At 72.9% G+C, this 12,546-nt stretch carries 14 protein-coding genes; 6 read left to right on the top strand and 8 right to left on the bottom strand.

Annotated features, from left to right (window positions below; genetic code table 11):
* Nucleotides 1-37: 37 nt before the first annotated feature.
* Nucleotides 38-538 carry an FMN-binding protein gene (locus AB0C59_RS29175; RefSeq protein ID WP_363009813.1) on the bottom strand — a complete coding sequence of 167 codons (501 nt, stop codon included), beginning with the start codon at nt 536-538 and terminating at the stop codon, nt 38-40.
* Between the two features lie 10 nt (nt 539-548).
* The gene (locus tag AB0C59_RS29170) at nt 549-1,895 is read right to left on the bottom strand and encodes a ferredoxin reductase family protein (RefSeq protein WP_363009811.1); all 1,347 of its coding nucleotides are present in this window, start codon (nt 1,893-1,895) and stop codon (nt 549-551) included.
* Nucleotides 1,896-2,124: 229 nt separating this feature from the next.
* On the opposite strand from AB0C59_RS29170, the gene AB0C59_RS29165 reads away from it, so the two are divergent.
* On the top strand, nt 2,125-2,865 hold the full coding sequence (locus tag AB0C59_RS29165; protein ID WP_363009809.1) for a response regulator transcription factor: 741 nt from the start codon (nt 2,125-2,127) through the stop codon (nt 2,863-2,865).
* Between the two features lie 23 nt (nt 2,866-2,888).
* The gene (locus AB0C59_RS29160) at nt 2,889-4,343 is read left to right on the top strand and encodes a HAMP domain-containing sensor histidine kinase (RefSeq protein ID WP_363009901.1); all 1,455 of its coding nucleotides are present in this window, start codon (nt 2,889-2,891) and stop codon (nt 4,341-4,343) included.
* Between the two features lie 15 nt (nt 4,344-4,358).
* Here AB0C59_RS29160 and AB0C59_RS29155 read toward each other — a convergent pair whose 3' ends face one another.
* Complete coding sequence (locus AB0C59_RS29155) at nt 4,359-4,856, bottom strand: cupin domain-containing protein (RefSeq protein ID WP_363009807.1); 498 nt, start codon at nt 4,854-4,856, stop codon at nt 4,359-4,361.
* A gap of 80 nt (nt 4,857-4,936) precedes the next feature.
* Between AB0C59_RS29155 and AB0C59_RS29150 the strand changes: the two genes are divergently transcribed.
* Nucleotides 4,937-5,788 (top strand): LysR substrate-binding domain-containing protein, encoded by an 852-nt coding sequence (locus AB0C59_RS29150; RefSeq protein ID WP_363009805.1) that lies wholly within the window; start codon nt 4,937-4,939, stop codon nt 5,786-5,788.
* Nucleotides 5,789-6,031: 243 nt separating this feature from the next.
* Here the strand turns inward: AB0C59_RS29150 and AB0C59_RS29145 are convergent, their stop codons facing one another.
* Complete coding sequence (locus AB0C59_RS29145; protein ID WP_171154443.1) at nt 6,032-6,202, bottom strand: hydrophobic protein; 171 nt, start codon at nt 6,200-6,202, stop codon at nt 6,032-6,034.
* 138 nt (nt 6,203-6,340) lie between these two features.
* Here AB0C59_RS29145 and AB0C59_RS29140 point away from each other — a divergent pair, with 138 nt between their 5' ends.
* Complete coding sequence (locus AB0C59_RS29140) at nt 6,341-6,514, top strand: CsbD family protein (RefSeq protein WP_363009803.1); 174 nt, start codon at nt 6,341-6,343, stop codon at nt 6,512-6,514.
* 111 nt (nt 6,515-6,625) lie between these two features.
* On the opposite strand, the gene AB0C59_RS29135 is transcribed toward AB0C59_RS29140, so the two are convergent.
* The 3 genes from AB0C59_RS29135 to tsaD all read right to left on the bottom strand — a co-directional run bounded on the left by AB0C59_RS29135 (nt 6,626) and on the right by tsaD (nt 9,012).
* Nucleotides 6,626-7,297 (bottom strand): SUMF1/EgtB/PvdO family nonheme iron enzyme, encoded by a 672-nt coding sequence (locus AB0C59_RS29135; RefSeq protein ID WP_363009800.1) that lies wholly within the window; start codon nt 7,295-7,297, stop codon nt 6,626-6,628.
* Between the two features lie 132 nt (nt 7,298-7,429).
* Nucleotides 7,430-7,786, bottom strand: a complete 357-nt coding sequence (locus AB0C59_RS29130) for an antibiotic biosynthesis monooxygenase family protein (protein WP_363009798.1) — start codon at nt 7,784-7,786, stop codon at nt 7,430-7,432.
* A gap of 176 nt (nt 7,787-7,962) precedes the next feature.
* Nucleotides 7,963-9,012: a tRNA (adenosine(37)-N6)-threonylcarbamoyltransferase complex transferase subunit TsaD gene (gene tsaD / locus AB0C59_RS29125; RefSeq protein WP_363009796.1), complete on the bottom strand. Its 1,050-nt coding sequence runs from the start codon at nt 9,010-9,012 to the stop codon at nt 7,963-7,965.
* Between the two features lie 142 nt (nt 9,013-9,154).
* Here tsaD and cbiE point away from each other — a divergent pair, with 142 nt between their 5' ends.
* Both cbiE and cobM read left to right on the top strand, forming a co-directional pair.
* On the top strand, nt 9,155-10,417 hold the full coding sequence (cbiE, locus tag AB0C59_RS29120; protein ID WP_363009794.1) for a precorrin-6y C5,15-methyltransferase (decarboxylating) subunit CbiE: 1,263 nt from the start codon (nt 9,155-9,157) through the stop codon (nt 10,415-10,417).
* Entirely contained in the window at nt 10,414-11,163 is a 750-nt protein-coding gene (gene cobM, locus AB0C59_RS29115; protein WP_363009792.1) for a precorrin-4 C(11)-methyltransferase, read from the top strand. The genes cbiE and cobM overlap by 4 nt, the downstream gene beginning before the upstream one ends.
* Nucleotides 11,164-11,385: 222 nt before the next feature.
* Here the strand turns inward: cobM and AB0C59_RS29110 are convergent, their stop codons facing one another.
* Nucleotides 11,386-12,537 carry a cobalt-precorrin-5B (C(1))-methyltransferase gene (locus AB0C59_RS29110; protein ID WP_363009790.1) on the bottom strand — a complete coding sequence of 384 codons (1,152 nt, stop codon included), beginning with the start codon at nt 12,535-12,537 and terminating at the stop codon, nt 11,386-11,388.
* Nucleotides 12,538-12,546 lie beyond the last annotated feature (9 nt).

Below are 12,546 nucleotides of genomic sequence, written 5' to 3'. Positions count from 1 at the left end.
GGTGCGTGGGCGCCGGGGCCGGCGCGCCCGCGCGTGCTCATCGGCCCGCGGAGTCGAGCGCGGACTGGAGCGACTGCCGGTAACCGGTGCTGGTGTACGTGGCTCCCGACACCATGTCGATGTCCGCGCTCTGGGCGGCCAGCGCCTCACGTCGCAGCGCGGGGAGCGCGTAGCCGTCGATCTCCTGGTCGTGAGGATTGTCTCGGGGGTAGTCGACGGCCGTCACGTCGGTGAGCCTGCCGTTCTCGATCGTCACCCGCACTTGTACCGGACCCCAGCGCGTCTGGACGGCGTCGCCGGTGACGGACCGGGAGGCGGCGGTGTGGGTGCCCGAAGCCGCACCGGTCCGGCCGCCCGACGGGCTCGGCTCGGCGGTGGCCGAACCGCGTGACGCGGAAGAAGGGGACTTGGGGGCCGCGAGCGCCGGCAGGGGAGCCGTGTGCGGCTTCAGGGACAGCAGGAGCACCGTGGCGCCGACCGCGGCCGCACTCGCCAGTACGGTCCGCCGGAGGGCGTGGTTCTTCTTCAACGGATGCATGGGTGCTGCCTCACAGCTCGAACGACTCGTGGTGGATACGGCGGTCGGGGACTCCGGCCGCACGCAGCTCGGCGTACACGTCCCGGGCGAAACCGTGGGGGCCGCAGAGATAGACGTCGTGTGCGCGCAGCCCCGGAACGGCGGCACGCAGCGACCGCGCGCCGAGGTCCGGCCGTTCGCCGCCGGGCCCGTCGAGGGCGTACAGCACCCTGGCCCCGCGTCGGCGGGCTATCGCCTCCAGCTCCCCGCCCAGCGCCAGGTCCTCGGCACCACGCGCCCTGTACAGCAGCGTGACCTCGCCGGGCAGGGTCTCGAACAGCGCGCGCAGCGGCGTGATGCCGACCCCGGCGGCGATCAGCAGGGACTGGCGGCCGGTGGCGCGGTCGGCGGTCAGGGAGCCGTACGGGCCCTCTGCCCACACCGGTGTGCCGGGCTGGAGCAGCGCCACCGCCGCGCTGTGGTCGCCGAGTGCCTTGACCGTGATGCGCAGCAGGTCCGCTCGCGGCGGAGCCGACAGGGAGTAGGGCGTCGAGGTCCAGGCCAGGCCGGAGTGGAGGAACCGCCAGCGGAAGAACTGCCCCGGCCGCGCGTTCAGCTCGTCCAGACGGCTGCCGTGGATGACGACCGAGTACACGCCCGGCGCCTCGCGGTGGACCGAGTGCACGCGCAGCCGGTGGCGCCGGTTGAGCCGGACCGGGGTGAGCACGCGGAACCACAGCACCAAGGCCATGACCCCCAGGTACAGCACGTACCAGAGGGCGGTCGCCACCTGCCTGCCGTGGAACTGGTCGCCCAGCGCGAGCTGGTGGAAGAAGGCCAGGAAGACGGCCGCGTAGGTCAGCAGGTGGAGGTGGTACCAGATCTCGTGGCTGATCCGACGCCGCGCCGCTCGGGCGGAGCTGACGCCGACCACGAGGAGCGTCACCGTACCCGCGGTGGCCTTGAGCATGTCCGGGTAGTCCAGGACGACGGTCACCGTCTCGTGCCACAGGGACGCACCGTCCTGCGCCGCGTACCCGGCGAGGATCAGCGCCACGTGCGCGAGAAGGAGGCAGAGCGTGGAGCGGCCGGCCATCGCGTGCCAGCGCGCCACCCGGTCGGAGCCGACCCGGGTCTCCAGCAGCGGCACCCGCGCCATCAGGCCGACCAGCACCGCGCAGGCGTATCCGCACAGCAGACCGGCGATCCGGCCGGCGCCGGTCAGCCAGCCGGCCGTGCCGACCACGGAGGCGGTGTCCGCCCACCAGAGGGCGACCACGGCCGCGGCCCCCGCCCACAGTGCGACCGGCACGGCTGTCGTGAGAGAGCGCCGTGCCGTTCCGGGCGGGTCCGCTCGCCGGGTCTCCACCGTCGCCATCGATCGCCGCCCCCTCGCCGTAGTGCGCCGTGCTGTCGTGCGTCGTGCCCTGCCACTGTGCGTGTCGAAGCTCTCAGTGACCTATGAGCCGGCGCCCGCGCGGGCCCCTGAGACGGAGATCTCACGTGCTTCTCAGGCTTCTCCGGGCGGGGCGGAGCCCGGCTCAGAGGAAATTCAGAGCGGCGAGGGTGGGGGTCACCCCCTGGCAGGGGTGATGCTGGTACACGAGATGAACACCAGCCCTTCCGGCCGCCCGGTCCTGACGCGCCCCGACGGCACCCCGCTGCGCGTCCTCGTCGTCGACGACGACCCGGATCTCGCGGAGGTGCTCAGCGGTGCCCTGCGTTACCAGGGCTGGGACGTGCGCGCCGCCGGTGACGGCGCCACGGCGCTCACCACCGCGCGCGACCTGATGCCCGACGCCGTCGTCCTGGACGTGATGCTCCCGGACACCGACGGCTTCGCCGTGCTGCGCCGCCTCCACGAGGTGAAGCCCGACGTCTGTGTGCTCTTCCTCACCGCCCGTGACGCGGTCGAGGACCGGATCGCCGGGATCACCGCGGGCGGCGACGACTACGTCACCAAGCCCTTCAGTCTGGAGGAGGTCGTCGCCAGACTGCGCGGCCTGCTGCGCCGGGCGGGCATGGCCCGCATGCTGGAGGAGGGGCCACGGCTGGTCGTGGGCGACCTGACGATGGACGTGGAAGCCCGCGAGGTGACCCGGGCGGGCGAGCTGGTCGAGCTGTCGCCGACCGAGTTCGAAGTGCTCCGGCTGCTCATGGACAATCCGCGCCGTGTGCTCAGCAAGACGCAGATCCTGGACCGGGTGTGGTCCTACGACTTCGGTGGTCAGGCGCACGTGGTCGAGCTGTACATCTCCTATCTGCGCAAGAAGATCGACGTCGGCCGCGAACCCATGATCCACACGGTGCGTGGTGCGGGCTACGTACTGAAGCCGGTGGCCCGGTGAGCCGGCTCCCCCGCCGGCGCGACATGCGCCGACTCCCCTGGCCGCGCACCCTGCGCGGCCGCCTCACCGCCGGCCTGGTGGTGCTGCTCGCGGTGAGCTGCGCGGCCGTGGGGCTGGCCGCCGTCGTCGAACTCGACGGCTCACTCACCCAGCGCCTGGACCAGCAGCTCACCCAGACCGGCACCCGGTTCCCGGAGAGCCTGGAACACCACGGCAGGCTCACGGACGACCACGACGGGGACGAGTACGGCGACACCCGCCGCATGGCGACCGGCACCTTCGGCGCCCGCCTGCTGGACGGCACGGTCACCAACAAGGGACTCATCCGCAGCGGTGACCCGTCGGCGGATCTGAGCATCGACCTGACCGCGGCGGACGCGGGGCGCCTGGCCGCGCTGCCGGCCGACGGCGGCGCGCGCACCGTGCACCTCTCCGCGCTGGGCGACTACCGGGCGGTCGCCTCCCCGGGCCGGGACGGCGACGTGCTGATCGTGGGCTTGCCGCTGCAGCCGGTGCAGGCCACCGTGCACCGGTTGGAGCTGGTCGCCGCGATCGTGTTCGGCCTGGCCCTGGTGGCGGCCGGGACGGTCGGAGCCCTGTGGGTGCGCTGGTCGCTGCGCCCGCTCAGCAGGGTCGCCGCCACCGCCGCACAGGTCAGTGAGCTGCCGCTGGCCAGCGGAGAGGTGGTCCTGCCGGCCCGCTCGCCGCAGCCCGACCCGCACGGCGAAGTCGGCCGGGTGGCCGCCGCCTTCGACCGCATGCTCGGCCATGTGGAGGACGCGCTGACCAAGCGCCACACCAGCGAGGAACGGCTGCGCCGGTTCGCCGCCGACGCCAGCCACGAACTGCGCACACCGGTCGCCTCGGTCCGAGGCCACGCCGAACTCGCACTCCTCCACCCGGACCCGATACCACCCGAGATCACGCGCGCCCTGCGACGCATCGCGGCGGAGTCCGCCCGCATGGGGGAGATGGTCGACGACCTGCTGCTTCTGGCCCGCCTCGACGCGGGCCGTCCCCTGGGGCGCGAGCCGGTCGACCTCACCCACCTGGTCCTGGACGCGGTCACCGACGCCCGCGCCGCGGGCCCGGAACACGGCTGGACCCTCGATCTGCCCGAGGAGCCCGTGGTGGTGCCGGGCGATGCCCACCGCCTCCCACAGGTGTTGGCCAACCTGCTGTCCAACGCGCGTGTGCACACACCCGCCGGGACCAAGGTGGAGGTCACCCTGAGGGCCACCGTCGACTCGGCCCTCCTCTCCGTCCGCGACGACGGCCCCGGCGTCCCCGAGGCCGTACGCTCGGGCGTCTTCGAGCGCTTCACCCGAGCCGAACACCACCGCCACCCGAACGCGTCCGGCGCAGGAGCGGGCCTGGGCCTGTCGATCGTGGCGGCGGTGGCGAAGGCGCACGGGGGAGAGGTGAGCCTGGACAGCCGACCAGGCTCCACGGCCTTCACGGTCCGCCTGCCGAGGTGAGGGAGGTACCGGGGGTCAGGCGAGGTCGGTGGCGGGCTCGGTCGCGTAGCGGCTCATCGCGTCGATGTTGGCCTGCGGCGTCAACGGCCGACCGTCGGCGAGCACCTTCTGGAGGTCCCGGAAGTACTGCACGTACAGGTCGGGGGTGAACGTGCTGAGCATGACGGCGGGTTGGTCGGACGGGTTGGCGAAGGTGTGCGGGGTGCCGGGCGGAACCATCACCAGCGTGCCCGCGGTGGCGTCGTGGTCCTCGTCCCCGACGGTGAACCGCACGGTGCCGGAAAGGACGTAGAAGCCCTCGTCGTGTTGGGAGTGGCGGTGCTGCGGCGGCCCCTGGGTGTGCGGAGCGAGGACGGACTCGGCGATCGCGAGGCGGTGCCCGGTGCGGCTGCCGTCCTCCAGGACGCGCATGCGTGTGGTGCCCAGAACGATCGTCTCGCCGTCGCCGGGCCCCACCACCGACACGGCGGGAACGGTCTGCGACTCGCTGGTCCTCTTCGCTTCTTCGGTCATGCCCCCAGTGCACCGCCGAGGTCCCACGGCTGTCCAAGACCTGTCCCGCCGCGCCGATACGCCATGGGTATCGTTGCAGCGTGGAGCTACGGATCCTGCGCTACTTCGTGGCGGTCGCCGAGGAACTCCACTTCGGCCGGGCCGCCATCCGCCTGCACATGAGTCAGCCGCCGCTGAGCCGGGCGATCAAGCAGTTGGAGGCCGACGTCGGGGCCCTCCTGCTCACCCGTTCTCCGGCCGGCGTCACGCTCACCTCCGCGGGCGCGGTGCTGCTCGACGAGGCGCGGGCCCTGCTCGCCCACGCCGACCGCGTCCGGGTACGCGTGGGCGCGGCAGCCGGCGCCGCGCCCCTCACCGTCGGCATCCTGGGCGACGGCACCGACCCGGGAGTGGCCAGGCTGGCCTCCGCCTACCGCCGAAAGCACCCCGGTATCGACATCCGCATCCGCGACACCGATCTCACCGACCCGACGTGCGGGCTGCGCGCCGGGCTGGTCGACGTCGCCCTGACCCGGGCGCCGTTCGACGAGACCGCCCTGACGGTGTGGGCGCTGCGCACCGATCCGGTCGGCGTGGTCCTGCGCGCCGACGATCCCCTGGCCTCCCGCGACCGACTGCGGCCGGCCGAGCTGAGCGACCGCCGCTGGTTCCAGTTCCCGCGGGGCACCGACCCCGTCTGGCAGTCGTACTGGAACGGCGGCACGCCGCGCGAGGGTCCGGTGGTGCGCTCCGTCCAGGAGTGCCTGCAGGCCGTGCTGTGGAACGGCACGGTCGGCCTGGCCCCGCTCGGCCACGACCTGCCCGCGGAGCTGTCCGTGGTACCGCTGACCGGCATGGCGCCGAGCCGCGTGGTTGCGGTGTGGAACGAAGGCGACACCAACCCGTTGATCCGATCCTTCGTCGAGATCGCGACAGCCGCGTACCGGCGCTGAGTACGAGACGGCCCGGAACCGGATGCCCCGCGTGGCCGGGGCGGGGGCGGAAGGCGCTGGGAGGTTACGCGGGTTCCGGCACGTACGCGCCCCGCCCCCGACACAGCACGCCTACCCCGGGCTCGTCCGGTGACTCCTTCGGCCGGTTCCGTGGAGTCGTGTCTTTGTTCACCGGGCATACGTGTGGGGCCCGGCCGTCGCGACGGCCGGGCCCCACACACAAGCGGTACGCGTGATGTCAGGTCACCATCGGTACCAGCGGCCGCGGCCACCACCCGCGTTGGTGGATCGCATGACGAAGCCGAGCAGCCACAGCACCAGGACCGCCACGGCCACCCACCAGAGAATCTTGATGGCGAAACCGGCACCGAAAAGGATCAGGGCGAGGAGCAGAACAAGAAGCAGGGGAACCATAGTTATCAACCTCCTGACCGCCGTGTGCCCTGCCGATGGAGTCCCAATCACCAAACGATCCTTGTTTGTGAAGGAATCCCCGGGGCAGCAGGGGTCTACCGCGAGAGCGGAATCCGAAGCGACGAGGAGGCGTGTTTCATGAGTACCGGCGAGAAGGCCAAGGCGAAGACCGAGCAGGCCCAGGGCAAGGCCAAGACGGTCCTCGGACGCACCCTCGGCAACGAGCGCATGACTGCTGAAGGCCAGGCGGAAAAGAGCACGGGCGACGCCCGTGAGGCCAAGGAAAAGGTCAAGGACGCTTTCAAGGGCTGACGCTCTTTCTCGGCGAGGGCTTTTCCGGAGTTGTTCCGGGAAGGCCCTCGCCCTGTGTCGCCCTGTGTGTTCGGTGCTCGCGTCCGGTCCGCGGACGGACGCGACCAGGCGTCACCTGGGCGAGCGCGCGATGCGGAATCCGACGTCGTCGACCTGGAAGGTCGGGTGGCTGCGGCGACGCGCGGAGGCCCGGCAACTCCAGTGTTCATCGAACCAACCACCGCCACGGAGCACCCGGTAGGTGCCGTAGGCCTCGGCGTCGTAGACGTCCCAGCACCAGTCCCAGACGTTGCCGAGCATGTCGTGGAGCCCCCAGGGATTCGGGCGTTTGCCGCCCACACCGTGGATGCGTTCGTGCGAGTTGCCGCGGTACCAGGCGATGTCGTCGAGCTCCCCGTAACGGGGGCCCGCCGTACCGGCACGGCAGGCGTGCTCCCACTCGGCTTCGGTCGGCAGTCGGTACCCCTCGGCGGACGTGTCCCACTCGATACCTTCACCGTCGGCATGCAGGTGGTAGGCAGGTGCGAACCCGTCTCGTTGGGAGAGCGTGTTGCAGAACCGCACCGCGTCCCACCAGGAAACGCTCTCGACGGGCAGCCGGTCACCATGGGCGGCACTCGGCCGTTGGCCCGTGATCTGTGCGTACAGCGCCTGGGTGACCGGGAACGCCGCGAGCTCGTAGGACGCGAGCTCGACCGACCAACTGCGCCGCGTTCGCCGGTCCGACAGCGTGACCCGCCCCGGAGGGATGGTGATCATCTCGTTCCCCGTCATGACGTCCATGATCGGAACATCTTAACGAGACCTGCCGGGCGTGCGTCCTCGGAGCCGAACCGGTTCATCCATCGACGACCCGGCCTCGTGCCCGTCCGAGGGCGCCCCGGGTGCGGTGGAGGAGCCGCCCCCGCCCGCGCGTCAGGTCGTGCTTGGCTGGGGCGTTGCGGAGGAGTGGGCCGACCGGACCCGGAACAGGCGGGGTTGGACGTCCGTCGCGATGGTAGCGGCCTGCCTCATGTGGACACGGGCCTCGGGGTTGGCGAGCATCGCCCTGTAGTGCTCCTCCGTCTCCCACTGCGCGTAGTTGATCACGCGTTCGCCGTCGAGGGAGGCGTGGAAGTTGGCGTGGACGAAGCCGGGTTGGTGCCTCATCGTCTCCTCCGTGGCGCGGGAGAGCAGCGCGATCAACTCGTCCTGCCGGTCCGGGGACACGGTGAAGACGTTGATGAGGGTTATCACGGGGCGGGTCGTGTCGACCTGGACGGTAACGGTCATGTCGGTAGGTGTCCCCTTGCCGGTGGTCGGTTCGTCGCGGGCGGCGGTTCTTTCGCCCGATCGGAGGGTAGATCCAACACCTCTGCTTTCGGGCAGAGTTGTCGCAGCGCTGTCCAAACTGTGCCGCAGTTGACCCGGCGTGCGGACGGGGTCGCGGGAGAGCGGGCGGATGTCCGTCAGGCCGCCGCCGCTCCGGCCGCCACGGGGTGCAGGGCCGCGTACTCCAGCGGGGCGGAGGGGTCGATCGACACGTCCAGCGGGGCCGGTTCGGCTCCGGCGCGCACGAGCAGGTCGCCCACCGCCGCGATCATCGCGCCGTTGTCCGTGCACAGGCGCAGCGGCGGCACCCGCAGTTCGATACCGGCCGCGCGGCAGCGCTCCTCGGCCAGCGACCTGACGCGGGAGTTCGCGGCGACCCCGCCGACCACGACCAGGGTTCCCACCCCGTACTCGGCGCAGGCGGCCACCGCCTTGCGCGTCAGGACGTCGGCGACCGCCTCCTGGAGCGATGCCGCCCCGTCGTGCACGGGCAGATCGCGGCCGGCGTGCCCTTCGGCCCAGCGCGCGGCCGCCGTCTTCAGGCCCGAGAAGGAGAAGTCGTAGGTGCCGGGCAGCGGGCGGGGGAAGGGGACGGCGCGCGGGTCGCCCGCGCGGGCCGCCCGATCGACGGCCGGGCCCCCGGGATAGGGCAGGCCGAAGACCCGCGCGACCTTGTCGAAGCATTCACCGGCCGCGTCGTCGAGGGTGTCGCCCAGGTGGGAGATCGGGTCGCGGGCCAGGTCGCGCACCAGGAGGAGGGACGTGTGCCCGCCGGAGACGATCAGCACCACGCAGGGGTCGGGGAGAGGCCCGTGTTCGAGCGTGTCGGCCGCGACGTGCCCGGCGAGGTGGTGGACGCCGAACAGCGGCACGCCGAGCGCGTAGGCGATGCCCTTCGCCCCGGCCAGGCCCACCTGGAGCGCGCCGGACAGGCCCGGCCCCGTGGTGACGGCGACGGCACCGATGTCGGACAGCCCCAGCCCCGCCCGGTCCAGTGCCTGGCGGACCACCGGGCGCAGCGCGTGAAGGTGGGCGCGGGAGGCGATCTCCGGCACCACTCCGCCGTAGCGGGCGTGCTCGTCCATGCTCGACGCCACGGCGTGACCGAGCAGGCGTCCGTCCCGAACCAGCCCCGCTCCGGTCTCGTCGCACGACGACTCGATCCCGAGCACGATCGGCGAGCCCATGCCCACCCCTTCCTGCCAGAAATAAGTTGTTGCCAACAGTGTGCAATAAGTTCCGTCCGGATGTGAACCTGGACTGGGGCACGAGGGTGACCGCCCAGTAGAGTGCGCCACTGCAGCCCCCTGAACCCCGAGGTGTCGAACAGTGACCCCCGCCCCACCAGGCCCGCCTTCCGCCGTCAGCGTCGTCGGAATCGGCGCCGACGGCTGGGACGGCCTGCCCGAGCCCTCCCGCACGGCGCTGCGCGAGGCCGAGGTCCTCCTCGGAGGCGCGCGCCAGCTGGACCTGCTGCCGCCCGAATGCGGCGGCGAGCGCGTCACCTGGCCCTCGCCCCTGCGCCCCGCCGTCCCCCGCCTGCTCGCCGCGCACGCGGGCCGCCGCATCGCCGTACTGGCGAGCGGCGACCCGATGTTCTACGGCATCGGCCGCGCCCTCGCGGAGGAGGCCGCCGCGCCGCGCGTCCTCCCGCACCCGTCGTCGGTGTCCTATGCCGCGGCCCGCCTCGGCTGGCCCCTGGAGGACGTCGAGGTCCTCACCCTGGTGGGCCGCCCCGCCGCGCGCCTCGCCCGTGCCCTGCACGACGGCCGGCGCCTTCTGGTGCTCAGCGCCGACGCCACCACTCCCGGCGAGGTCGCCGCACTCCTCAGGGAGCGCGGCTTCGGGCCGAGCCGCATGCGGGTGCTGGAACAGCTCGGCGGCGACCGGGAGCGGACGACCGCGGAGGCCACCGCGGACGACTGGGGGCGCGAGGAAGCGCCCGGCGATCCGCTCAACATCGTGGCCGTCGAGTGCCGTCGCGCACCGGACGCGCTGCGACTGGGCGCCGTGCCCGGTCTGCCCGACCAGGCGTACGAGCACGACGGTCAGCTCACCAAGCGGCACATCCGCGCCGCCACGCTCGGCGCGCTCGCCCCCGCGCCCGGCGAACTGCTCTGGGACATCGGCGGCGGCTCCGGCTCGATCGCCATCGAGTGGATGCGCACCCACCCCTCCTGCCGGGCCGTCACCGTCGAACGCGACCCGGTGCGCGCCGCGCGCATCACACGCAACGCCGAACGGCTCGGGGTGCCCGGACTCGTGGTGATCGGCAAGGAGGCTCCCGCCGCCCTCGCCGAACTCCCCGTGCCCGACGCCGTCTTCGTCGGCGGCGGTCTCACGGCACCCGGTCTGCTCGACGCCTGCTGGGACGCGCTGCCCGTCGGCGGACGGCTGGTCGCCAACACCGTCACGCTGGAGTCCGAGGCGCTGCTCGCCGAGGCCCACCGCAGCCATGGCGGCGAACTGGTGCGGCTGGCGGTGGCGCACGCCGTGCCCGTAGGCGGCTTCACCGGGTGGCGCCAGGCCATGCCGGTCACCCAGTGGTCCGCAGTGAAGACCGTCAACCCCCTTCCAGGAGCAGTCACATGACCGTGTACTTCATCGGTGCCGGGCCCGGTGCCGCCGATCTGATCACGGTGCGCGGCGCCCGCGTGCTCGCCGCCGCTCAGGTGTGTCTGTACGCGGGAAGTCTCGTGCCGCGTGAACTGCTGGCCGAATGCCCGCCCGGCGCCCGCCTGGTGGACACCGCCCGGCTCGACCTGGACGAGATCACGGCCGAGTCGGTGCGCGCCCACGAGGCGGGCCATGACGTGGCCCGGCTGCACTCGGGTGACCCTTCCGTGTTCAGCGCCGTCGCCGAGCAGATGCGGCGCCTGGACGCGGCGGGGGTGCCCTACGAGGTGGTGCCGGGCGTACCCGCGTTCGCCGCCGCGGCGGCCTCCCTGAAGCGGGAGCTGACCGTGCCGACCGTCGGCCAGACCGTCATCCTCACCCGCGTCGCCGAGCGCGCCACCGCCATGCCGGACGGGGAGGACCTGGCCACCCTGGGCCGCAGCGGCGCGCTGATCGTGCTGCACCTGGCGGCCAGGTACGTGGACCGGGTGGTCGACGAACTCCTCCCGCACTACGGCGCCGACTGCCCGGCGGCCGTCGTCGCCTACGCCTCCCGCCCCGACGAGCTGATCATCCGGGGCACCCTGGACGAGATCGCCGAGAAGGTGAGGGAGGCGGGCGTGCTGCGCACCGCGGTGATCATGGTGGGGCGCACGCTCGGGGCGAAGGAGTTCCGGGACAGCCACCTGTACTCACCGGAGCGGGACCGGCACCTGTGCTGAGACGGCCCGCCCCCGCGGGCCGTCAGGTCGGTGCCGCGGCGGGCGGGGTCCGCCCCGTCGCGGCACCCGGCACGCTCACCCGAGCTCTGCGAGCAGGAGGAACCCTCACTCGCCGCGCCGGCCGACACCCCGGGGACGTCCCGTACACGGGCTTCCGGCCGGCACGCCGCGAGCACGGACCGGGCTCCGTTCTTCGACGGGCGCACGCCGTCCGCCGCGGCGCTAGCGCGCCGTGCAGCGTCCCACGACGGTGCCCGCCCGGTCGATGCAGATGACGTCCACGGCGACCGGCGCTCCGCGCAGCACGGCCAGTGCCTCGTCCCGGGCTCGCCGCGCCACCAGGTCGCCGAGGGGCACCCCGGCGGCCTGGCACAGCTGGAGTGCCGCGAGGCCGGTGTTGGCGGCGGCCACCTCGGCGGCGAGCGCTTTCCCGGCCCCGCCCTGCCGGGCCAGTTCGGCCAGGAAGCCCTTGTCGACCTGGGAGCGGCCGGAGTGCAGGTCGAGATGGCCCGCGGCGAGCTTGGACAGTTTGGCGAAGCCGCCGCAGATCGTGAGGCGGTCCACCGGGTGCCGGCGAAGGTACTTGAGCACCGCTCCCGCGAAGTCGCCCATGTCGAGCAGCGCGTCCTCGGGCAGGCCGTGCTCGGCGACGACCGTCTTCTCCGACGTCGAGCCGGTGCATCCGGCGACGTGTGTCCGCCCCGCCGCGCGGGCCACGTCCACGCCCCGCCGGATGGAGTCGATCCAGGCGGAACACGAGTACGGCACGACGATGCCCGTGGTGCCGAGGATGGAGAGGCCGCCGACGATGCCGAGGCGCGGGTTCCAGGTGGAGCGGGCGATCTCCTCGCCGTGGTCGACGGAGACCGTGATCTCCACGTCGCCGCTGCCGCCGTGCCGCTCGGCGACCTCGGCGACATGCTCGCTCATCATCCGGCGGGGAACGGGATTGACGGCCGCCTCGCCGACGGGCAGCGGGAGGCCGGGCCTGGTGATGGTTCCCACGCCGGGACCGGCTCTGAAGACGACGCCGCTCCCCGCGGGCAGCCGCCGGACCGTGGCCCGGATCAGCGCCCCGTGGGTGACGTCCGGGTCGTCGCCCGCGTCCTTCACGATCCCGGCCGTCGCGGAGCCCTCGGCCAGTCGCTCGGCGGCCAGGGCGAACGACGGCGTCTGCCCCTTGGGCAGCGTGATCGTCACCGGGTCGGGGAACTCGCCGGTCAGCAGCGCGGTGTACGCGGCTGTCGTGGCCGCCGTCGCGCAGGCCCCGGTGGTCCAGCCGTGCCGCAGCCCGGTGTGCTCCAGCTGGGCCCGGCGCCCTCCCTTCACCGGGCCGGAACCCGGCGCCTGGCCGGCGCGGCTCGCCTCCTCCATGCCTCGATC

The organism is Streptomyces sp. NPDC048664 (genome assembly GCF_040650555.1).
GTDB lineage: Bacteria > Actinomycetota > Actinomycetes > Streptomycetales > Streptomycetaceae > Streptomyces.
The sequence above is the reverse complement of the archived record's forward strand: the minus strand, read 5'-3'. Positions and strand labels throughout refer to the sequence as shown.